The sequence below is a fragment of the Aestuarium sp. genome (genome assembly GCF_023253315.1).
GTDB classification, from domain to species: Bacteria; Pseudomonadota; Alphaproteobacteria; order Rhodobacterales; family Rhodobacteraceae; genus Marivivens; species Marivivens donghaensis.
Window position 1 is genome coordinate 32,809 of record NZ_JALRGW010000015.1, and the last position, 20,525, is coordinate 53,333.

At 57.6% G+C, this 20,525-nt stretch carries 26 protein-coding genes; 16 read left to right on the forward strand and 10 right to left on the reverse strand.

The genetic code is table 11. The annotated features are described in order from the left end of the window. Window positions 1–14 precede the first annotated feature (14 nt). The 3 genes from proC to AC1QQ2_RS09120 are packed head-to-tail and all read left to right on the forward strand — an operon-like array spanning window position 15 to window position 2,108. Window positions 15–830, forward strand: a complete 816-nt coding sequence (gene proC, locus AC1QQ2_RS09110) for a pyrroline-5-carboxylate reductase (protein WP_105234189.1) — start codon at window positions 15–17, stop codon at window positions 828–830. Continuing rightward, window positions 823–1,161, forward strand: coding sequence for a tRNA-binding protein (locus tag AC1QQ2_RS09115; protein ID WP_105234190.1), 339 nt, complete (start codon window positions 823–825; stop codon window positions 1,159–1,161). The genes proC and AC1QQ2_RS09115 overlap by 8 nt, the downstream gene beginning before the upstream one ends. Then, on the forward strand, window positions 1,158–2,108 hold the full coding sequence (locus AC1QQ2_RS09120) for a 2-hydroxyacid dehydrogenase (protein ID WP_479712895.1): 951 nt from the start codon (window positions 1,158–1,160) through the stop codon (window positions 2,106–2,108). Before AC1QQ2_RS09115 ends, AC1QQ2_RS09120 begins: the two co-directional genes overlap by 4 nt. Here AC1QQ2_RS09120 and AC1QQ2_RS09125 read toward each other — a convergent pair. Further along, complete coding sequence (locus AC1QQ2_RS09125) at window positions 2,105–2,689, reverse strand: thymidine kinase (RefSeq protein ID WP_249947057.1); 585 nt, start codon at window positions 2,687–2,689, stop codon at window positions 2,105–2,107. The two genes, AC1QQ2_RS09120 and AC1QQ2_RS09125, sit on opposite strands and share 4 nt — an antisense overlap. 315 nt (window positions 2,690–3,004) lie before the next feature. Here AC1QQ2_RS09125 and AC1QQ2_RS09130 point away from each other — a divergent pair, with 315 nt between their 5' ends. Next, complete coding sequence (locus AC1QQ2_RS09130) at window positions 3,005–3,424, forward strand: hypothetical protein (protein WP_479712896.1); 420 nt, start codon at window positions 3,005–3,007, stop codon at window positions 3,422–3,424. Here AC1QQ2_RS09130 and AC1QQ2_RS09135 read toward each other — a convergent pair whose 3' ends face one another. Together AC1QQ2_RS09135 and carB are read right to left on the reverse strand one after the other, a co-directional pair. Next, the gene (locus tag AC1QQ2_RS09135; RefSeq protein ID WP_479712897.1) at window positions 3,425–4,537 is read right to left on the reverse strand and encodes a beta-ketoacyl-ACP synthase III; all 1,113 of its coding nucleotides are present in this window, start codon (window positions 4,535–4,537) and stop codon (window positions 3,425–3,427) included. Between the two features lie 128 nt (window positions 4,538–4,665). Beyond that, the gene (carB, locus tag AC1QQ2_RS09140) at window positions 4,666–7,998 is read right to left on the reverse strand and encodes a carbamoyl-phosphate synthase large subunit (protein ID WP_479712898.1); all 3,333 of its coding nucleotides are present in this window, start codon (window positions 7,996–7,998) and stop codon (window positions 4,666–4,668) included. 182 nt (window positions 7,999–8,180) lie between these two features. Here carB and AC1QQ2_RS09145 point away from each other — a divergent pair, with 182 nt between their 5' ends. The 3 genes from AC1QQ2_RS09145 to aspS all read left to right on the forward strand — a co-directional run bounded on the left by AC1QQ2_RS09145 (window position 8,181) and on the right by aspS (window position 11,723). Then, entirely contained in the window at window positions 8,181–9,287 is a 1,107-nt protein-coding gene (locus AC1QQ2_RS09145) for an aminodeoxychorismate synthase component I (RefSeq protein WP_479712899.1), read from the forward strand. After that, window positions 9,242–9,883 carry an aminotransferase class IV family protein gene (locus AC1QQ2_RS09150; protein WP_479712900.1) on the forward strand — a complete coding sequence of 214 codons (642 nt, stop codon included), beginning with the start codon at window positions 9,242–9,244 and terminating at the stop codon, window positions 9,881–9,883. The genes AC1QQ2_RS09145 and AC1QQ2_RS09150 overlap by 46 nt, the downstream gene beginning before the upstream one ends. Window positions 9,884–9,944: 61 nt before the next feature. Continuing rightward, window positions 9,945–11,723 (forward strand): aspartate--tRNA ligase, encoded by a 1,779-nt coding sequence (gene aspS / locus AC1QQ2_RS09155; protein WP_249946909.1) that lies wholly within the window; start codon window positions 9,945–9,947, stop codon window positions 11,721–11,723. A 70-nt stretch (window positions 11,724–11,793) separates the two neighbouring features. Here the strand turns inward: aspS and AC1QQ2_RS09160 are convergent, their stop codons facing one another. Both AC1QQ2_RS09160 and AC1QQ2_RS09165 read right to left on the reverse strand, forming a co-directional pair. Continuing rightward, a complete protein-coding gene (locus AC1QQ2_RS09160) occupies window positions 11,794–11,970 on the reverse strand; it encodes a hypothetical protein (RefSeq protein WP_156529597.1) in 177 nt (58 codons plus the stop codon). 160 nt (window positions 11,971–12,130) lie between these two features. Continuing rightward, window positions 12,131–12,856: a response regulator gene (locus AC1QQ2_RS09165; protein ID WP_479712919.1), complete on the reverse strand. Its 726-nt coding sequence runs from the start codon at window positions 12,854–12,856 to the stop codon at window positions 12,131–12,133. Between the two features lie 142 nt (window positions 12,857–12,998). Here AC1QQ2_RS09165 and mce point away from each other — a divergent pair, with 142 nt between their 5' ends. Both mce and AC1QQ2_RS09175 read left to right on the forward strand, forming a co-directional pair. Further along, window positions 12,999–13,403, forward strand: a complete 405-nt coding sequence (gene mce / locus AC1QQ2_RS09170) for a methylmalonyl-CoA epimerase (protein WP_105234198.1) — start codon at window positions 12,999–13,001, stop codon at window positions 13,401–13,403. Between the two features lie 84 nt (window positions 13,404–13,487). Beyond that, complete coding sequence (locus tag AC1QQ2_RS09175; RefSeq protein ID WP_067550792.1) at window positions 13,488–13,781, forward strand: DUF1467 family protein; 294 nt, start codon at window positions 13,488–13,490, stop codon at window positions 13,779–13,781. On the opposite strand, the gene AC1QQ2_RS09180 is transcribed toward AC1QQ2_RS09175, so the two are convergent. Both AC1QQ2_RS09180 and AC1QQ2_RS09185 read right to left on the reverse strand, forming a co-directional pair. Then, window positions 13,782–14,471, reverse strand: a complete 690-nt coding sequence (locus AC1QQ2_RS09180) for an EI24 domain-containing protein (protein WP_105234199.1) — start codon at window positions 14,469–14,471, stop codon at window positions 13,782–13,784. It lies immediately after the preceding gene. After that, window positions 14,468–15,061, reverse strand: coding sequence for a nitroreductase family protein (locus tag AC1QQ2_RS09185; protein WP_479712901.1), 594 nt, complete (start codon window positions 15,059–15,061; stop codon window positions 14,468–14,470). The genes AC1QQ2_RS09180 and AC1QQ2_RS09185 overlap by 4 nt, the downstream gene beginning before the upstream one ends. A 91-nt stretch (window positions 15,062–15,152) precedes the next feature. Here AC1QQ2_RS09185 and AC1QQ2_RS09190 point away from each other — a divergent pair, with 91 nt between their 5' ends. Then, window positions 15,153–15,401, forward strand: coding sequence for a DUF167 domain-containing protein (locus AC1QQ2_RS09190; RefSeq protein WP_479712902.1), 249 nt, complete (start codon window positions 15,153–15,155; stop codon window positions 15,399–15,401). Here the strand turns inward: AC1QQ2_RS09190 and AC1QQ2_RS09195 are convergent. Continuing rightward, window positions 15,398–15,634 (reverse strand): hypothetical protein, encoded by a 237-nt coding sequence (locus tag AC1QQ2_RS09195; RefSeq protein WP_067550788.1) that lies wholly within the window; start codon window positions 15,632–15,634, stop codon window positions 15,398–15,400. The two genes, AC1QQ2_RS09190 and AC1QQ2_RS09195, sit on opposite strands and share 4 nt — an antisense overlap. A gap of 180 nt (window positions 15,635–15,814) precedes the next feature. Between AC1QQ2_RS09195 and AC1QQ2_RS09200 the strand changes: the two genes are divergently transcribed. Together AC1QQ2_RS09200 and AC1QQ2_RS09205 are read left to right on the forward strand one after the other, a co-directional pair. Continuing rightward, window positions 15,815–16,462, forward strand: coding sequence for a M48 family metallopeptidase (locus AC1QQ2_RS09200; RefSeq protein WP_479712903.1), 648 nt, complete (start codon window positions 15,815–15,817; stop codon window positions 16,460–16,462). 93 nt (window positions 16,463–16,555) lie between these two features. Then, entirely contained in the window at window positions 16,556–16,918 is a 363-nt protein-coding gene (locus tag AC1QQ2_RS09205; RefSeq protein ID WP_105236270.1) for a diacylglycerol kinase, read from the forward strand. On the opposite strand, the gene ppk2 is transcribed toward AC1QQ2_RS09205, so the two are convergent. Next, window positions 16,896–17,795, reverse strand: coding sequence for a polyphosphate kinase 2 (gene ppk2 / locus AC1QQ2_RS09210; RefSeq protein WP_479712904.1), 900 nt, complete (start codon window positions 17,793–17,795; stop codon window positions 16,896–16,898). The genes AC1QQ2_RS09205 and ppk2 overlap by 23 nt on opposite strands. 213 nt (window positions 17,796–18,008) lie before the next feature. Here ppk2 and AC1QQ2_RS09215 point away from each other — a divergent pair, with 213 nt between their 5' ends. Beyond that, on the forward strand, window positions 18,009–18,221 hold the full coding sequence (locus AC1QQ2_RS09215; RefSeq protein WP_479712920.1) for a DUF6455 family protein: 213 nt from the start codon (window positions 18,009–18,011) through the stop codon (window positions 18,219–18,221). Here the strand turns inward: AC1QQ2_RS09215 and AC1QQ2_RS09220 are convergent. Then, window positions 18,218–18,703, reverse strand: coding sequence for a DUF4405 domain-containing protein (locus tag AC1QQ2_RS09220; protein WP_479712905.1), 486 nt, complete (start codon window positions 18,701–18,703; stop codon window positions 18,218–18,220). The genes AC1QQ2_RS09215 and AC1QQ2_RS09220 overlap by 4 nt on opposite strands. Window positions 18,704–19,143: 440 nt before the next feature. On the opposite strand from AC1QQ2_RS09220, the gene AC1QQ2_RS09225 reads away from it, so the two are divergent. The 3 genes from AC1QQ2_RS09225 (at window position 19,144) to AC1QQ2_RS09235 (ending at window position 20,453) form a co-directional block, all read left to right on the forward strand. Continuing rightward, entirely contained in the window at window positions 19,144–19,542 is a 399-nt protein-coding gene (locus AC1QQ2_RS09225; protein ID WP_479712906.1) for a hypothetical protein, read from the forward strand. 110 nt (window positions 19,543–19,652) lie between these two features. Next, complete coding sequence (locus tag AC1QQ2_RS09230) at window positions 19,653–20,063, forward strand: c-type cytochrome (protein WP_249946916.1); 411 nt, start codon at window positions 19,653–19,655, stop codon at window positions 20,061–20,063. Between the two features lie 39 nt (window positions 20,064–20,102). Beyond that, window positions 20,103–20,453 (forward strand): YigZ family protein, encoded by a 351-nt coding sequence (locus AC1QQ2_RS09235; RefSeq protein WP_479712907.1) that lies wholly within the window; start codon window positions 20,103–20,105, stop codon window positions 20,451–20,453. The last annotated feature ends 72 nt before the right edge of the window (window positions 20,454–20,525 follow it).

Here is a 20,525-nt window from a genome sequence, read left to right on the forward strand (position 1 = left end):
CACGGGGAATTCTCATGAATATGGATGATGTTGCGCATCGCGGACTGGTTTTGCTGGGCTGCGGTAAAATGGGTTCGGCTATGCTGGCGGGCTGGTTGAAGTCGGGACTGCCCGCAACGTCTGTTTGGGTGAACGACCCATTCCCGAGCGATTGGCTCAAGGCGCAAGGGGTGCACGTGAACCAAGCGCTCCCTGCTGATCCAGCGGTTGTTCTGGTTGCGGTGAAACCGCAGATGATGGGTGATGCCCTGCCGACCTTACAGGCCTTGGGCAATGGCACGACCGTGTTCCTGTCTGTTGCAGCTGGGATCACGATTGCCACCTATGAGACAATGTTGGGTGCCCAGACGCCAATCATTCGCGCGATGCCGAACACGCCCGCTGCGATCGGTCGTGGGATCACGGCCATCGTTGGCAATGCTCATGCGTCTGGCCCAATGCTCGATCTTGCTGATGCGCTCTTGTCGGCCATTGGGCAGGTTGTGCGCCTTGAGGGTGAACATCAGATGAGCGCGGTTACCGCGATTTCTGGCTGTGGCCCTGCCTATGTTTTCCATCTGATCGAAGCGATGGCTGCGGCGGGTGTCGGCGCGGGACTTGCGCCTGATTTGGCGATGAAGCTCGCCAAAGCGACGGTGGGTGGTGCAGGCGCACTGGCCGAAGAAGCCGCTGAGGACCCTGCAACGCTCCGCCAAAACGTGACCTCTCCGAACGGAGTGACCTATGAGGCCTTGCAAGTTCTGATGAACGATACAGATGGTTTCCCGCCACTTCTCGTTCGTGCGGTCGAGGCTGCGGTGAAACGGGATCAGGAACTATCCAATGGCTGACATCGACTTTGATGATTTCCTAAAGGTGGACATCCGCGTGGGTCGTGTCATCCGTGCGGAACCCTATCCCGAGGCCCGCAAACCCGCGATCAAGATGTGGATCGATTTCGGAGGAGAGATCGGTGAACGTCGCAGTTCGGCGCAAGTGACCAAACACTACACGCCAGAAGAGCTTGTTGGGAAACAGGTGATGGGCGTTGTGAATTTCCCGCCTCGGCAAATCGGGAAGTTCATGTCTGAGGTTCTGGTGCTCGGGCTGCCGGACGAAAACGGCGACATTGTTTTGGTTGGCCCCGATGACGTGGTGCCAGTCGGGGGGAGGCTACATTGAAGAAACTACTCATCACGCGCCAAATCGCGGAACCTGTTCTCGAACAGGCGGCGGGGCTGTTTGATCTGACTGTTCGGACGGACGGCAATCCGTTGACGGTCGCAGACTCGGCAGAGGCTTTGGCGACTTACGACGCGATCCTGCCAACCTTGGGCGATGAGTTCTCGGCTGATGCTTTTGCGGGGGAAATGCGGTGCAAGATCCTCGGTAATTTCGGTGTTGGGTATAACCACATCGACGCGGCCGCTGCTGCTAAGGCTGGGGTGATCGTCACCAACACGCCTGACGTTCTGACGGATGCGACGGCTGATATCGGCCTGACGCTCATTCTCGCCACCGCACGACGTGCGGGCGAAGGCGAACGGATGCTGCGTGCGGGCCAGTGGGAGGGCTTTGGCCCGAAGGTAAAACTCGGCACTCATGTGACGGGTAAACGCGTTGGTATCGTCGGCATGGGCCGCATCGGTCAAGCGGTTGCGCGTCGTTGCCATTACGGGTTCGGGATGGAGGTTCTGTTCTACAACCGCAGCCCCAAGGCGGTCGATTTCCCTGCGACACAGATCACCAGCCTGACCGAGCTTGCGGCGTCTGTCGATTTCCTCGTTGTGACTGTGCCAGGTGGCGCAGAGACGCGGTATCTGATCAACGCCGACGTGCTGGATGCAATGCAGCCACATGGAATTTTCGTGAACATCGCACGCGGTGAAGTGGTCGATGAAACCGCGCTGATCGATGTACTGGAGGCAGGCAAAATCGCTGGCGCCGGTCTGGACGTGTATGAGCACGAACCGCATGTGCCTGCGCGTCTCGTGGCGTTGGAAAACTGTGTGCTGCTGCCGCACCTAGGCTCTGCGACAGTCGAAACCCGTCAGGCGATGGGGCAGATGGCGCTCGATAACATCATCGCGTGGAGCGAGGGTCGCGAGCCGCCACAGCGGGTGAATTAACCGCGATCACCCACGGCTTCGCGCCAATGTCGGCGGCAAAGGGATACGTAGCGATCATTGCCGCCGATCGACACCTGCGCACCATCGGTCACAACGACGCCGTTTTCGTCTTTGCGAACGACCATGGTCGCTTTTTTCCCGCAATGGCAGATCGTCCGCACTTCGCGCATTTCATCCGCAAGGGCGAGTAGGGCGGCTGAACCAGGGAACAGTTTGCCCTGAAAATCGACGCGCAGCCCGTAGCACATGATCGGCACGTTGAGGTCATCCACCACGCGGGCGAGCTGCCAGACTTGGGTCTCGGTCAGGAACTGCGCCTCATCGACGAAAACACAGGCGCAAGGACCTTCGTTCAAACGGGTTTCGATCTGGGCAAAGAGATCGCTTTCGGGCGTGTAGGTGTCGGCATCAGCGCCAATACCAATGCGGCTCGCAATGCGGCCAGCGCCTGCACGATCATCAAACCGCGCGGTCAGCAGATAGGTCTGCATCCCGCGTTCGATATAGTTGTGACTCGCTTGCAAGAGGATCGTCGACTTGCCAGCGTTCATGGTCGAATAATTGAAATAGAGCTTTGCCATGGCAGAGGAATAAGCGGCAGGGCCGCCCAGATGCAAGAGGGCTGTCTCAGGTGATTTGAGCGGCCAGAGAACGCGGTGCGGTGAAGATCGGCAAGCCGCCAACAGCGCGCAGGATGGGGTCGCATTCTCTGGCCTAGCGCGGCGGTTCCGCAGCGCATTCTGGAAACTGAATCGGGGCATGCGGTGCGGTAAATGCACGCTATGCACGCTGATGTATGGTAAATTAACCAATAACGTGTAATGGGAAACAATCGGGTTGGTTCCCCGAAATAAAATGTACACCGCGTTAGAGGTTCATCCGTAGTGAATGGTTATTTGAAAAAACACACCGAGGCCTTGGTCAAAGATGTCGGGATCGAGGTTGCTTGTCGTGTTTCAGGCAAGTCCAAGGCGACCTTGGGTCGGTATTACTCTGAAGCTCCAGAACATGCCGAACGCTATATGCCGGTCGATACTGTGGCCGCGTTAGAAGCCGTCGCGTCTTATCCGCATGTGACATCTGCTTTGGCCGAAATTCGTGCGATCAAACTGGGTGATGCAGAGACGCAGCCCGAAGGGCTTTGCGCGATCATGATCGGGTTGAGCGAGCAGTATGCGACTTTGATGGCTGAATTTGGTCGCTCGCTTGAGGCGGACATGTCCGAGAACGACACCCGCCGTATGCTGCGCGAGGCGATGGCCCTTCAGAAGACCTTATTGGGCCTGAAAGTGCATCTCGAACGTCGCGTGGTCTGATTATTTGCGCCGTACGATTACTGAGCCAACAGAATACCCCGCGCCAAACGAACAGATCAGGCCCATGTCCCCGCTGGTCAAATCGGCAGAGTATTTGTCAAAAGCGATGATCGACCCTGCGGACGAGGTGTTTGCGTAGTCCTGCAGGATGTTGGGCTGTTCGCCTGCTTCGGGTTCGCGGCCTAGAACCTTTTTGCCGATGTAGTCGTTCATCGTCTTGTTCGCCTGATGGAGCCACAGACGTTTGAGGTCTGCCGCCTCAACACCTTCGTCGGCCATGTGATTGGCGATATGGGCGCTGACCAATGGCAGCACTTCTTTGAACACTTTGCGTCCGTTCTGCATGAACCGCATATCGCGGCGGTCTTCCATTGCGTCACGGGTCGGTCGCAAGAAGCCGTTGTTATTGCGGATATTGTTCGAAAACTGGGTGGCGCAGCGGGTTGAGAGAACGCTGAACCCATCTTGTCCTTCGTCGCGCTCTAGCAGAACTGCCGTCGCAACATCGCCAAAGATGAAATGGCAATCGCGGTCGCGCCATTCGAGGTGGCCAGAGGTAATCTCGGGCGAGATCACAAGGGCACGTTTCACCGATCCCGCGCGGATCATGTCGGCGGCGGTTTGGATGCCAAAGGTTGCGGACGAACAGGCGACGTTCATGTCAAAAGCCATACCGCCCGCGCCGATGAGCTGCTGAATTTCCACCGCCATCGCGGGGTAGGCGCGTTCCATATTCGACGCAGCGCATAGGATCAGGTCCACGTCCGCCCCAGTTAGACCCGCACGGTCCAGCGCGGTCTGCGCGGCCTTCACGCCAATCTCGGCCATAAGCGACGGTTCGTCGTCGGACCGTTCGGGAAGTCGTGGATACATCCGCGTCGGGTCGAGGATGCCATCGCGCGACATGACATACCGCTGTTCGATGCCAGAGGCGGCTAGAATGAAATCGCTGCTCGAATGGGGGATCGCTGCGATATCGCCCGCTTCAATCGCATCCGCGTTCTGAGCGTTCTGGAGGTCCGCGTAGGTGTTGAAGGCTTCGACCAGTTCGTCATTCGTGATGACTTCGGACGGGGTGAATACGCCGGTGGCGGTCAGGACGACAGAATGCATGGGTTCCTCCAACATCGTTGGGGCAGAGTGGGCGTTAATCCCCTAGTTGTCCAGATTGACCAAAGGTCGTTTGACCCAACGAAAAAGGCCGGACGCGATGGTCCGGCCTTTGATCGATGTCTGCGCGATTAACCTTGGAGGCTGCGGACGCTGATATCGTCCTCAACGCGGGCCTTCATCGCCTGAGCCGCAGCTTGGCTACCTGCCGCCGTGGTGAAGTAGGGCAGCTTGTCATACAGAGCGACCGAGCGGATATCGCGGCTGTCGTTCACAGCCTGCGCGCCTTCGGTGGTGTTGAACAAGAGGTCCACTTTGCCGTCTTTCAAGAGGTCGACGATTGTGCGGCCACCCTCGTAAACTTTGTTGACGATTTCGCAGTCGATGCCGTTTTCGCTCAGGAACGAAGCGGTGCCGCGGGTCGCGAGGATTTTGAAGCCAAGGTCAGAGACGGTTTTCGCCGCTTCGACCATGCCTGCGGTCTTGTCGTTGTCACGAACCGAGATGAACACGGTGCCTTCGGTCGGCAGGTGGGTGCCTGCACCCATCTGCGCCTTGAGGAACGCACGTGCGAACGAACGGTCCCAACCCATGACCTCACCCGTGGAGCGCATTTCCGGTCCGAGGATGGTGTCAACGCCGGGGAAGCGAGCGAAGGGCAGGACAGCCTCTTTGACCGAGAACCAAGGTGTTTTCGGATCAGCGAGGGTGAACGGGTCGCCCTGCGGCTGCATCTGATCAGCGCTGATGGTTTCGTCATAAGGTTCGCGCACTGGGAAGTTCGACAGCGGTTCGCCAGCCATCAGGCGGGCAGCGATCGATGCAATCGCGCTGTCGGTTGCTTTTGCAACGAACGGCACGGTGCGGGATGCACGCGGGTTAACTTCGATCAGGTAAACTTCGCCGTCTTTGACTGCGAACTGAACGTTCATCAGGCCTTTGACTTCGAGCGCGAGTGCGAGAGCTTGGGTCTGTTTGCGGATTTCAGCAACGATCTCTGCCGACAGGGTGTGCGGAGGCAGACAGCATGCGGAGTCACCAGAGTGAACGCCTGCTTCTTCGATGTGTTCCATGATGCCCGCAACGTGGACGTTTTTACCGTCGCAAAGTGCGTCGACGTCAACTTCGGTCGCGCCCGCGAGATAGCTGTCCAAGAGAACAGGGCTATCGCCCGAAACAACCACAGCTTCGGCGATGTAGCGTTCGAGCTGCGCCTGATCGCGCACGATTTCCATCGCACGGCCACCCAGAACGTAGGACGGACGGATCACCAGCGGGAAGCCGATGTCAGCAGCGATTGCAAACGCTTGTTCGTCGGTCGACGCGATGCCGTTCACAGGCTGTTTCAGGCCCAGACGGTTCACGAGGTCTTGGAACCGTTCGCGGTCTTCCGCGAGGTCGATTGCGTCCGGCGAGGTGCCGAGGATCGGAATACCTGCTTCTTCCAAAGCGTTAGCGAGTTTCAGCGGAGTTTGGCCGCCGAACTGAACGATAACGCCGTGCAGGGTGCCGTTGTCCTGTTCCACGCGCAGGATTTCCATCACGTGCTCAAAGGTCAGCGGTTCGAAATACAGACGGTCCGAGGTGTCGTAGTCGGTCGACACGGTCTCGGGGTTGCAGTTGATCATGATGGTCTCGTAACCCTGATCGGTCAGCGAGAAACATGCGTGACAGCAGCAGTAGTCAAACTCGATACCTTGACCGATACGGTTCGGGCCACCGCCGAGGATCACGACTTTCTTACGGTCGGTCGGACGGCTTTCGCATTCCACGTCGCCCATCGCTGCGGCTTCGTAGGTGGAATACATGTAGGGTGTCTGCGCTTCGAACTCTGCAGCGCAGGTGTCGATGCGTTTGAACACAGCCGTAACGCCGAGGTTCTGACGTGCGCGGCGCACCTGTGCTTCGTCGCGGCCTGTCAGCTTCGCAAGACGTGCGTCGGTGAAGCCCATCATCTTGAGCTTACGCAGACCATCTTCGGTCACAGGCAGGCCGTTTTTAGCCACGTCCTGTTCGACTTCGATGATTTCGCGGATACGGTCGAGGAACCACGGATCGAACGAAGTGATCGCAATGATTTCATCGTTGGTAAAGCCGTGGCGCATCGCCTGAGCGATGGTGCGCAGACGGTCAGGCGTCGCCTTGCCAAGAGCGGCAGAGACAGCGGCCTTGTCCGGTGCGCCCGGAATTTTCACTTCGTCAAAACCAGTCAGGCCAGTTTCCATCGAAGCGAGGGCTTTCTGGACCGACTCGTGGAAGGTCCGGCCAATCGCCATCGCCTCGCCCACGGATTTCATCGCGGTGGTGAGGTAGGGTTCAGAGCCCGGGAACTTCTCAAATGCGAAGCGCGGGATTTTGGTGACGACATAGTCGATGGTCGGCTCGAACGATGCCGGCGTGACCTTGGTGATGTCGTTGTCCAATTCGTCGAGCGTGTAACCCACAGCCAGTTTCGCCGCGATTTTAGCAATCGGGAAACCTGTCGCCTTGGAGGCCAGAGCCGACGAACGCGACACGCGCGGGTTCATTTCGATGACGACCATACGGCCGTCTTTGGGGTTTACGGCCCATTGAACGTTCGAACCACCTGTCTCAACGCCGATCTCACGCAGAACCGCGATCGAAGCAGTGCGCATGATCTGGTATTCTTTGTCGGTCAGGGTCAGGGCAGGGGCCACAGTGATCGAGTCGCCTGTGTGCACGCCCATCGGGTCCACGTTTTCGATCGAACAGACGATGATGGCGTTATCCGCTTTGTCGCGGACCACTTCCATTTCGTATTCTTTCCAGCCCAAGAGCGATTCATCGACGAGGATCTGACCTACTGGCGATGCATCCATGCCCGAGCGGCAGTAGTATTCGTATTCTTCGCGGTTATACGCAACGCCACCGCCGGTGCCGCCCAAGGTGAACGCAGGACGGATAATTGCAGGCAGACCGATGTCTTCCAGTGCTTCCATCGCGATTTTCACACCAGCGTCGATGTCGTGTTTGCCCTTTTCGTTTTTCGGGGCAGTCACAATCGTCGCGCGCGGGTTTTCGAGGCCGATACGGTCCATCGCTTCGCGGAACAGTTTGCGGTCTTCGGCCATCTCGATCGCTTCGCGGTTCGCACCGATGAGTTGGACGTTGAATTTCTCAAGCACACCCATGTCCGCCAGAGCGAGCGAGGTGTTCAGGCCCGTTTGACCGCCCATCGTCGGGAGAAGCGCGTCGGGGCGTTCTTTCTCGATGATCTTCGCGACGACCTCAGGGGTGATCGGTTCGATGTAGGTAGCATCGGCCAGACCAGGGTCGGTCATGATCGTTGCGGGGTTCGAGTTCACGAGGATGACGCGGTAGCCTTCTTCGCGAAGTGCTTTACACGCTTGAGCGCCCGAGTAGTCAAACTCGCAAGCTTGGCCAATCACAATTGGCCCCGCTCCGATGATCATGATCGACTTGATGTCGGTTCTCTTCGGCATGGGACCCTCATATGTTATGGCAGCAGACAGCAGAGCGCATAGCGCGCCCAAATTGTTGGGCGTTATAGACAGAGTCGCCCAAGGTTCAAGGGGTATGATTAGCGAAAACCATGTCGCTTTTGTACTGTCGCTGGCTGAATGGCTGGTTTATCCGTCCAGCATGCAAAGATTAGGTGTGAAAAATGCGTGTTTTATTTGACCGAGGGCCAAATGGGTCAGCGGCTGAATTTGATGTGCCGCATCAAATCATTGAGGCATGGGAGCCCGAAGATATCCCCGCCGCGTTCGAGGCGCTGAAGGCCGCCAAGGGCTGGCTGGTTGGCTATTGTTCATACGAACTAGGCTATGCGTTAGAGTCGCGACTTTTGCCGTTGATGCCAAAGAACCGTAAACTGCCGCTGTTACGGTTCGGGGTTTATGGCGGGCCAAAGCCCGCGGTGATGCCAGAGGCCGATGGGACAATCGGAGAATTGGCCCCGCTTTGGGATGCGCCAAAACATGCCGATGCGATTGGGAAACTGCGCGACTACATCGCGGCGGGCGATATTTATCAGGCCAATCTGACATTTCCGATTGCCACAACGGTCGATGGATCGCCCGAAGGCATCTACGGCGCGCTCGCTGCGCGTCAGGCCGTCGGTCATTCGGCGCTGGTCGTTCAGGACGGCCCTGCGATTCTCTCGCGTTCGCCCGAACTGTTTTTCCGGATCAAAGACGGGATGATCGAAACCGCGCCGATGAAAGGTACTATGCCGCGCGGTAAGACCGAAGACGAGGACGCCGCGAATAAGGCGTTCCTGTCGATGGATGAAAAGAACCGCGCCGAAAACCTGATGATCGTGGATTTGCTCCGCAATGACATCTCGCGAATCTCTGTCGCGGGGACGGTTAAGGTGCCGAAACTGTTCCATGTCGAAACCTATGCGACCGTTCATCAGATGATCAGCCGTGTTGAGGCGCGTTTGATGGATGACGTGACCTTACCCGATATTTTGCAGGCGCTGTTCCCTTGCGGGTCCATCACGGGTGCGCCGAAATTGCGGGCGATGGAGATCATCGAAGAACTCGAGACCGCGCCACGCGAGGTCTACTGCGGGTCTATCGGTTGGTTTGCGCCAGACGGGCGGGCAGAATTCAACGTCGCGATCCGCACGCTTATGGTAGACGGGGATCAGGCGACACTGAACGTGGGCGGCGGGATCGTATGGGATTCGACCCCAGCATCGGAATACGAGGAAGCCTTATGGAAAGCGCGCTTCGCACAGATCGACCCAAAGACCTCCTCCTGATCGAAACGATGGGGCGTGGGGCGGATGGTATTCGCTACCTTGATTTCCACCTTGCGCGGTTGAAACGCGGTGCCGAGGCGCTGGGCTATCCCTTTGATGAGGCACGGGTTCGTTCTGCGTTGGCGGACGCGACCGAAGGGCATGAACGCATTCGTCTGACGCTGAACGAGGCTGGTGATGCGGTGGTCGAAACGGGCCATCTGCCGCCCAATCCGCCGCATTGGACCGTTGCAGTTCATAACACCCGACTAAATTCCGATGACCCGTGGCTACAAGTAAAAACCACCAATCGCGCGCTCTATAATCAGGCTCGCGCTGATCTTCCGAGTGGCGTAGATGAGTGGCTGTTCCTCAATGAACAGGGTGAGGTTTGCGAGGGCACGATCACCAATATCTTTGTCGTGACCGAGGACGGACGAAGGGTAACGCCGCCGCTGACCTCCGGTCTTTTGCCCGGTGTCCTGCGGCAGTCACTGATCCAGAACGGGTGGGAGGAACAGGTTCTGACCCTCTCTGACCTATCAAAAGCCCGCGAAATCCACATGGGGAACGCTTTAAGAGGCCTTATCCGCGTTCAACTCGCGCCCTTTGCTTGACATCGGGCGGTGAACCCTGTGTATCGGCGCGGAACCCCGCAAACCCAAGGGACATGACATTATGCACGCCTATCGCACTCATACCTGCGCCGCACTGACGAAAGACAACGTTGGTGAGACCGTCCGCCTGTCGGGCTGGGTCCACCGTGTGCGCGACCACGGCGGTATCCTCTTTATCGACCTGCGCGACACCTACGGCGTGACGCAGGTTCTCTGCGACCCCGACTCGGCTGCGTTCTCAGCTGTCGAAAAGGTTCGTTCGGAATGGTGTATCCGCATTGATGGCGAGGTGAAGGCCCGCGATCCAGAGCTGGTGAACCCGAAACTGCCAACCGGCGAAATCGAAGTCTTTGTTCGCGACATCGAAGTGCTGGGCGCAGCCGCTGAACTTCCGCTGATGGTGTTTGGCGATCAGGAATACCCCGAAGAAACCCGTCTGAAATACCGCTACCTCGATCTGCGCCGCGAAGCGATGCAGACCAACATGAAGCTGCGGTCTGACGTTGTTGCCTCCATGCGTCGTCGCATGTGGGACAAAGGTTTCCGCGAATTCCAGACCCCGATCATCACGGCTTCCTCGCCTGAAGGCGCACGTGACTTCCTCGTTCCGTCGCGTCTGCACCCGGGCAAATTCTACGCACTGCCGCAGGCACCGCAGCAGTTCAAACAGCTGATCATGGTGTCGGGCTACGACAAATACTTCCAGATCGCGCCGTGCTTCCGCGACGAAGACCCGCGCGCTGACCGTTCGCCGACTGACTTCTACCAGCTCGACATGGAAATGTCGTTCGTCACCCAGCAAGACGTGTTCGACACCGTTGAGCCCGTGATCGCTGGCATCTTTGAAGAGTTCGGCGGCGGGAAAAAGGTCGACCGCGACTGGACCCAGATTTCCTACAAAGACGCGGCGCTGTGGTATGGTTCGGACAAACCCGACCTTCGCAACCCGATTAAAATGCAGGACTGCTCGGAACACTTCCGCGGGTCTGGCTTTGCGATCTTTGCGAAACTGCTCGAACAAGACGGCACCGAAGTGCGCGCAATTCCTGCGCCGACAGGTGGCAGCCGTAAATTCTGTGACCGCATGAACGCTTTCGCTCAGAAAGAGGGTCTGCCGGGCATGGGTTACATCTTCTGGCGTGAAACTGACGGTGAAATGGAAGCGGCTGGCCCGCTTGCTAAAAACATCGGCCCAGAGCGCACCGAAGCGATCCGTCAGCAGCTTGGCCTCGGTATCGGTGACGCGGCGTTCTTCCTCGGTGGTAAGCCGAAAGCCTTTGAATCGGTTGCTGGCAAAGCCCGGAACGTCATCGGCGAAGAACTGGGCCTGACCGACAAGAACCGTTTCGCCTTTGCTTGGATCGTGGACTTCCCGATCTACGAAAAAGACGACGAGACTGGCAAAATCGACTTCGAACACAACCCATTCTCGATGCCGCAAGGTGGTATGGACGCGCTGTTGGGCGATCCGCTGGCCGTTCGTGGGTTCCAATATGACCTTGCTTGTAACGGCTACGAACTGGTGTCGGGCGCGATCCGTAACCACAAGCCTGAGATCATGTTCAAAGCCTTTGAAATCGCTGGCTACGGCAAAGAAGAAGTCGAAAAGCGGTTCGGCGGCATGGTTAACGCGTTCCAATACGGCGCTCCGCCGCACGGTGGTTGCGCAGCAGGCATCGACCGTATCGTGATGCTCTTGGCTGAAGAAGCGAACATCCGCGAAGTCATCATGTTCCCGATGAACCAGCGCGCAGAAGACCTGATGATGAACGCGCCGAGCGATCCGACCAACGAACAGCTCCGCGAACTGAACCTGCGCGTTGTTCCGCAGGAAAAGTAAGGCAAACGCCAGATAAACAAAGAGGCCGGTAGGGAAACCTGACCGGCCTTTTTACGTGGAGGATTAAGTCTTAAACGCCAGTTGCGGTGTAGAGAGGGAGGCTATCCGCAGCAAATTTTCCAGTCGATGTATCGATCACGGCAACTACGGCAACGGCCAGCATAATGAGGCCAGCAGTCAATACGACCCAATCTACAAGGTCGCTGCCTTTGTCCTCTGACCAGATATGGTCGATAATTTTTACCATGATCTCACTCCTAACTCTCTTAACGGCGTGGGCCGCGTTGAGATTAGGTTTGACATCTGACTAGGGCTGCTTGGCGGACGGTTTGTGCCTTTTTTGAGGAATCTAGGCACGTGATTGTGGCATTGATCGGACAGTCGCAACAATCCGAAGTAGTCTGTGGTTACTGTAGCCTCGGTCCTGACGGTGCCGATAGACGATCCTGCACCAGCGCCATGACCCGCGACAACGACGGGAGAATCGGTTGTCCATCATGGCGGCATTGGTCCAGCGCCGCGACCGCGTGGGTGAGGGTGTGATCGTCGGCACTGCGGGCGATGCCCGATAGAAACTGCGTCACATAGTCGAGCGACCGACCGTCATGGCAGTGCGACAGAACCTCTGCTGCTTGGGCGAGGTCGTCCTCATAGGCCACGAGATCAGGGACGACATTGTCATTCGTCACAACCCGCAATCCGTGTAGTTGCCGATCCGTCGGGAGGTGCTTGAGGATGAGCGACTGAAACGCGGCCAAAGACCCCACTGGTTTGGGCAGAAACCCATCTGCACCCGCCACGACTGAGCGCATTTCGCCGTCTGGATCACCGCTTGTCCCGAGAATCACATCAACGCGGGGGTGGGCGCGGGACAGGTCCGTGATCAATCCTTCGCCGTAGCCATCAGGCAAGCCTAGGTCGATGACCACGACGGCAGGACGATAGACGCGTAGATGCATTCGCGCGCTCGCCAGCGTATCCGCCCGCCGCAATCGTGCGCCCGACCTCTGGGTCATGAGGCGCATCGCCTCGGACGCGAAACGGCTGTCTTCGACCAAGAGCAGCGTCAGCCCAGCCAAGGGGCGGCTGGCGGTGGGGGGGAGGGTCATCATAAAATCGGTTTGGCTGTCCATCATCAGGCCCTTTGGTCGGGGTTGGATGAGGTCAGAAAACACCAGCATGGTTGATGAAAGATTAATCCGCGACGAAACGACAGCTTTGCCTTGGGGGGCGGAACCCGCGATAAGGTGATCAAAGCTATGAGGGAGAGATCGCATGATCGGACGTTTGAACCATGTTGCCATTGCAGTGCCGGACCTAGAGGCCGCATCGGCGCAATACCGTGATACTTTGGGTGCCAAAGTGAACCCGCCGCAGGACGAACCTGATCACGGCGTGACCGTTGTGTTCATCGAACTGCCGAACACAAAGATCGAACTCCTGTATCCGTTGGGCGAGAACTCTCCGATTGCGGGCTTTTTGGAAAAGAACCCAGCGGGCGGCATTCACCACATCTGCTATGAGGTCGACGATATCCTCGCGGCGCGTGACAAGCTCAAAGAGCAAGGCGCACGGGTTCTGGGCACAGGCGAGCCGAAAATCGGGGCGCATGGGAAACCCGTTCTGTTCCTGCACCCCAAAGATTTCAACGGCTGCTTGGTCGAGCTTGAGCAGGTCTAAGGCTTGCCCCTGACCTGAAGCAGAGTATGTAAGCATCAAACAAAAGGGGCGGTCCGTCGCCCCTTACTTTAACAGGAGAGTCCGATGGCTCCGACGTCCGCATTTGTCCTCTTTGCCGTGATCTGGTTCATGGTGTTCTTTATCGTCCTGCCGCTGCGGCTCGAAACGCAGGGTGAGGCGGGCGAGGTGGTCAAAGGGACCCATGCATCGTCCCCTGCGAACTTTAGCTTTAAGCGCAAGGCGTGGATCACCACGATGGTGGCTGTTCCGCTTTGGGGTGTGATCGCGGGTGTGATCCTGTCGGGCCTGATTTCGGTGCGCGACCTAGATTGGTTCCACCGAATGAGCACACCCGAAGTGAGCCGTCCCGCTGAATAATCAGCGAGACGCGAGCCGGTGATAGAGGTGGGTAAATGTCGCCGCGCCGAGCACCGGAATGAACAGGTTTACGAGCGGAAACGATAGTGGCACTGCCATTAGGCAGCCCGCGACCCAGATTTGTCCCGAATAGTGCCGACGCATGGCTTTGGCGCCTTCGCGACCCTCACGGCGCTGGGCGGCGAGGGTGAAATATTCCCGACCCAGTAGGTAGCCGTTCAGCATGTAGAATATCGGAAGTGCGAAGATCGGCAGGAGCGTCGACAGAACGAACGCCAGAATGTTGCCGACCAACAGCACGCCGAGGAAGTTGATCGTGTCACGCAGGCCGTCCCAGAATCCCACATGAGGGACAGGTGGCAGGTGGGGATAATGGCGATCCTCAACCGCTTGGGCCACGTCATCCAAAAAGAGTGACGTCATCGCAGATGCGACAGGCACCATCAGGAACATAGATGCCACGATCATCAGGATCAGCGACCCCCACGACAGCAGATCGCCCAGCCACGTGACCTGACCCACCCCGGGGAGCGTTAGGGCAGAGGGGTCTGCCCAGTCGATCAACATCAGAAAGCCCGCGTAGATCGCAACGAGCAGGGCAATGGTCAGCCCGATGCCGAGCATCACAACCCGCTGGAAACGGCTATCGCCCAGTTGAGCGACGGCCTTAAAGAAATCGCCGAGGATCATTTCCACGTCACAATCTGGTCGAGGTCAGGACGCGGACGTTCTGGGGGCACCATGCCTTCGGTGCCGATATGGATGATGCCCGCAACCTTTTCGTCTGCGGTGACGCCCAACTGTTCGGCGGTGAACTGTGGATCGTGGCTATGCCAGCCAGACACCCATGACGCAGCCCAACCCGTGGCGAGTGCCGCATTGACGAGGCTGAGGCAAACAGCGCCCGCCGAATACTGCTGTTCGATCGCAGGCACCTTTGCCGCGTCTTTGGGGCTGTAGACGACCACAACGGCGCAGGGAGACTGTGCGTAGACGGTTGCGGGTTTGTCGATATTGCTTTGTTCGATGCCTAGCCGCTCTCCCGCTGCTTGCAATGCGCCTGCGTAGGTTTCGAGAGCCTCTTTGCTCAACACGATAAACCGCCATGGCACCAATGCGCCGTGGTCGGGTGTGCGGGCTGCGGCGGTTAGGATGGTTTCCAATGCGGCACGATCTGGCCCCGGCCCTTTGATCATTTTCGCGGGACGCGACCGGCGGGTCAAAAGGAAATCTACGGCGGCGTCATTGCGGGTGAGGGGCGGAATAGTCGTGTCGGTCATCAAAATCTCCTGCTTCACTAGGGATATCGGCATTAACGGGACCGAATTCAATCGGTAGAATTATACGCAGCGGCAGATTAAACCCGTCGCTATGACTGATCTTTCCCATCTTGCCGTAGAGGGCGCTGAAATCGCTGTGCGGGTAACACCCAAGGCCAGCCGTGACCGTATCCTCTTCGAAGATGACACGATCCGTGTCTACGTGACCACGGTGCCTGAGGACGGCAAAGCGAACAAAGCGGTGGTCAAACTGCTGTCCAAAGCGCTGGGCGTGCCCAAAACGCGGCTCGATCTGATCCGTGGCGCAACATCGCGGGATAAGGTGTTTCGGATCGTCTAGCCGTCCTTGCGCAGACGATAGACACCTTCTGGCAGATCCAATGCCGCCTCAAGATCGCGGAGCTGGCTCAGCGACAGGGTGATTTTAACGACCTGATCGGTGCGCGGGTCCAACTGCTGAACCGTGATGCAATCCTCGAACGCCGAGACGGTCACATCCTCTTGCAAAAAGGCTGCGTCTTCGTCGACCAAGGTCACGACGGTGGCATCGAAATCGTGTTCAATCGTAAACATGAGATCAGCCTAGACCTGCAATCGCGACTTGAAAAGAGGAGATGCCAATCCCGTGAGGACGCGGCATCAGGGGCTTACGGGCCGTCGGCGGAATGATAAGGTGCCGCAAAGCAAAGCGAGAGGCCAATGCGGGCGTTCCTCATTCTCATGTTTGGTGTTTTCGGGTTGGCTGGTTGTTCAATGCCACCAATCACCGTGGCCACCGTTGCGCCCAAGGCTGTTTCCGTCACGCCTGATCGCCAAACCGCGAATATGTTCGTGGCCGTGGTGCAGGACGTGGAACCCTTTGTCGAAGAGATTTGCGTTCGAACAGATGCGCGTCGCAACTGCGATTTCCGTATTGTGATTGATGACACCCCCGGTGCGCAGGCCAATGCGTTTCAGACCGTGGATCGGTCGGGGCGTCCTGTGATCGCGTTTACGCTAGCCCTACTGGATGACATCCAGAACGAGGACGAGTTTGCCTTTGTTTTGGCGCATGAAGCCTCGCACCACATCGCTGGGCATTTGGAACGGACACAACGCAACGCGGCGGTCGGCGCGATGATCTTTGGCGAATTGGCGGGGGTTGCTGGTACGGGCCTCCCGTCGAATGTCCAAGCCGCGCGAGAGATTGGTGCCGCTGTGGCCTCCCGTGCCTATTCCAAGGATTACGAGCTAGAGGCGGATATGATGGCCGCCCGTATCGTGACAGCAGCGGGGTATGATGCGCTGCGCGGGGCTGCATTCTTTGCCCGTATTCCTGACCCGGGGGATCAGTTTCTTGGCTCTCACCCCGCGAACGCGGATCGTGTTGCCGCGGTGCGCCGTGCTGTGGGTGCAATCTGAAACTGACACAAAGCTTTTAACTCGCGCTGTTATGAGCGCCGAATTAGACTTCTCTGCACCAACGGCAGAGAGGAGCGGTCAGTGGGGAAGATCATGCAAGGTATTATGCGCATCCGCCAAAGGGCTATTTGGTCATGGCAGGGATGGGTTCACGTTTGGAAAACCGAACAATCGCTGATGCAGTGGATTTGGGCCAACGCGGTCTCGATCCCTTTGGCCGTGATTTTGCCGCTGACGGCGGGTGAAACCGCGCTGATCATTATGGGCGGTGTGTTCGTTTTGGCGATGGAGTGCATCAACACAGCGATTGAGCGCGTTGTCGACGACATCTCAACCCAGCGCCGTGACCGCGCAGGCCAAGCCAAAGACGCAGGCAGCGCCGCCGTCGCGGTTTCTGCTGTTGGCGTCGGGATGGCTTGGCTCGTGATCCTGTTTAGGCTCGTGACGAACGGCTAACCTTGCGCGTCTCGGGGTGGAGCGCCTTGCCCAGAATATGTTCGTCGGTGTGGATGACCTTATCCGCAGAGCCTACGATTTCGGGGTCGGGGAGTACGGCGATTGACGGGTCTTTGCCTGGATAATCGAGGGTCGATAGGAAGTGGCGCATACAATTAATCCGCGCCCGTTTCTTGTCGTTCGATTTTACTACGGTCCACGGCGCATCGGCGGTGTTCGTGTAAAAGAACATCGCCTCTTTTGCCTCGGTGTAGTCATCCCATTTGTCGAGCGACGCCTTATCAATCGGGGACAGCTTCCATTGCTTCAGTGGATCGGTTTCGCGGGCCTTAAAGCGGCGAAGCTGTTCGTCTCGGGTGACTGAGAACCAGTATTTATAAAGCCGAATACCAGACCGAACGAGCATCTGTTCGAGGTCGGGGGTCATGCGCATGAATTCTAGGTATTCGTTGGGTTCACAGAACCCCATGACCCGTTCGACGCCTGCGCGGTTATACCAACTGCGGTCGTAGAACACCATTTCGCCCGCCGTTGGCAGATGTTCGATGTAGCGCTGAAAGAACCACTGGCCGCGTTCAGTTTCGGTCGGTTTGTTCAGTGCCACAACCCGCGCATGACGTGGGTTCAGGTGCTCCATAAACCGTTTGATCGTACCGCCTTTGCCTGCAGCATCACGGCCCTCGAACAGGATGACGAACTTCTGGCCTGTTTCTTGGGCCCAGTGCTGCACCTTGAGCATTTCCGCCTGAAGTTTGGCTTTTTCGGCCTCATAGGGAATGCGGGCCATGCGTGTGTGGCGGTGACGAGGGGCAGATGGTTTGGCCTCGACAGAGGGGTCCTGAGCCTCTGTGGCAATCGCGGCGGTGTTCTCTGTCATGGCGTCGTCCTCTGTTCGTGTCTGATGGGGGACTTTAGGCCTGATGTAGGAAGGGTGCCTTGATATGCGTCAACGGTGCGCCGTTTTGATCTGGCGCAATGCGGGCGTCAGCGACTTGGCGCACAACGCTGCTTGATTGGATTAAGACATACAAAGGATGAACCGATGCAGCGGTTGGGCGATATTCGGGAACATTTTTGGCTGACCCTCGCTATGGCGAAACATTGTGAGGTCGATCTGGCGGAAGCCATGCGTGAAGGCCATATTTCTACGGCGGAATATGCCGATCACATAACCCGTTGCCGCGCGTGCCCATCCCCCGAACATTGCAAGCATTGGCTCAAAAACGCATCCGCGGGAGACGAGCCCCCGCAGTATTGTCAGAACAAAGCGTCCTTTGCTGAATTGGCGAGCGAACCTGCTTAGCCTTTGACGGCAGAGAGTAGGCTGATCGCGCCGCGCATGTCACCATCAGAGAGGTCGATCAGGGTCTGATCCGCTGTTGCGGTCAGGCCCTGTTCGGCCAGTTTCGCAATGAGGCTCTCGGCATCGGTCCCCATCAGCGGAGCGAGGTCTGTCAGCGATGCAGAGCTAACCATCTGCAATGCGATAATGTCAGGACGCGCATCACCTGCATCATCCCCGAGTGACACGAAAGACGCCGCAAGCATCACCGCAGACGCCGTCATCAGCGTCAGTGCGACAGGCCGTTTGAAATAGGTCTGAAATGCACGCCAGTTCAGCACAACGTGCAAAAGAACCGCCGCGACCATAACCAGCCCGACATATTCATGAACGACGTTGTTCAGCGTCGTATTGGTATGGAAAAACATCAGAATGCCGGTCGCCCCCATAATGAGGAAGGTGCCGATCGTGAGTGGCGTTGCATAGGCGCGGAGGTGTTTCATCGCGATAATCCTGACTGATCAAATACTCACCTTGAAACGGGGACTAAACGAAAGTCCGTCGAATTTTTTCACTCGGTCAGTGTTTTTTGTCAGTGGTATGTAAAATGCCTCCCTTTGGAACCGTTACCCTAACCAAATGAAACACACGCTAGGCTGCGGGATGTGAGATGACGTCACTAAGACAATCAGACTTTAAGACAGCCATTACTATGATTCACGTTCCACCCTGCGCGGCAGATATTCTTGCTGCCTTAGCAGAAGGACATGTGGACGACGTGCAGGCTGACGAGCTTTTGAGGAAGTGCCGTGTTTGCGCACGTCGCTACACACCTCGGGGTTGGCTGAATGTCGATAGTGGGTGTGGTGTTTGGCAAGGTTGCGCGCATTTGGACCGTATCAAGGCCGCGCTGATAGACTGATGAAAGGCCGGCGGTTCCGGGATGAGTTACACAGTTAAATCCCTTTTGCCTGCCAAAGTGATCCACGACGCAGGACGGCCAGACAGCCCAAGCGACGCTGTGACGATCATCGGGTTTGATGTGCTCGATACAGCGGTCCTCGCCATGACGGTCGAGAACAAAGACGGTCAACTCTCTCAGTTCCCGCTTTGGCCGACGGTTCGGATTAGCAGCCAATATGGTGAATCCCTGACAGGCGATCAGCTTTTGATGGCGCTCTTAGAAGAGGGCGTCGTGAACGAGATCAAACCGCCGAAACCGCGTGTCGAATTCCACAATCCGCCACCTCAGGTCCGCATGGTCCAACTCGGTCGGGTCGAGGTCTACACGATCACCGCTGCCGTTGTTTTCCTCCTCTGGGTGGTGCTTTCCGCGCTTTAATTGCGATTTCTACGACCAAAGGACTAGGCTCAGACCCGCCTTCGTTGATCTGGGTCAACCTTCCTGCTGACCAGAGGCGTAGCCTTGGCGCATTCATTCAGGAGGGCACTATGACCTACTTTAAAACCGCTGCGACCCTTGCGCTGATCGCTCTGTCGAGCCCCGCTTTCGCGGACTCCTACAACGAGATCAAAGTTGAGGCGGGCGAGAAACTCTTTGACGCGGAATGCCACCGTTGCCACGCCGATAACCCCACCGACCCGAGCTATGGCCCGCCTCTCGTGAACGTTGTGGGCCGTGGGGCCGGGACCGTTGCGGATTATGACTACTCCACCGCTCTGGCGGCCTCTGGCATCGTCTGGACCCCTGCCGCGCTGCGGGCGTGGATGGAGGACAACAGCGGCTTTATGCCGGGGACGAAAATGCGCCACGTGGGGATCACCGATCCCGTCGTGCAGGACTTTATCCTGTCTTACCTGCAGAGCATCACGACCCAAGACAACGCTGCCATCAGCGAGTAACCCTTTCGCCTGCGGCCCTCACGGACTAGGGTCGCGGGCATGAAGATCATCGACAATGTCATCAGCGACCGTGGGTCGAAATACGCGGTCTCTGGCGCGCCCTGCAGCAGTGCAGAGGACGCAAAGGCGTTCATCAAAGAGCTGTGCAAGACCAAGAAATTCGCCAAGGCGACCCATAACACATGGGCCGTGCTACTCGACGATGGGCCGCTGAAAAACGACGACGGCGAAAGCGGCGCGGGCATGGTGATCGTGCGGATGCTAGAGCGCGAAGGCCTCCGAGGACACCTCATCTGCGTCACCCGCTGGTTCGGCGGCAAACACCTCGGCGGAGACAGGTTCCGCCACGTGCAGGAGGCGGTTAGGGTCTATTTGGAGGGGATGGGGTGAGAATATCTGAAGACTTGAGTTCATCTGTATGTTGACTTTTTACGTGCATTTCCTATATTTGAGACGTCCCTA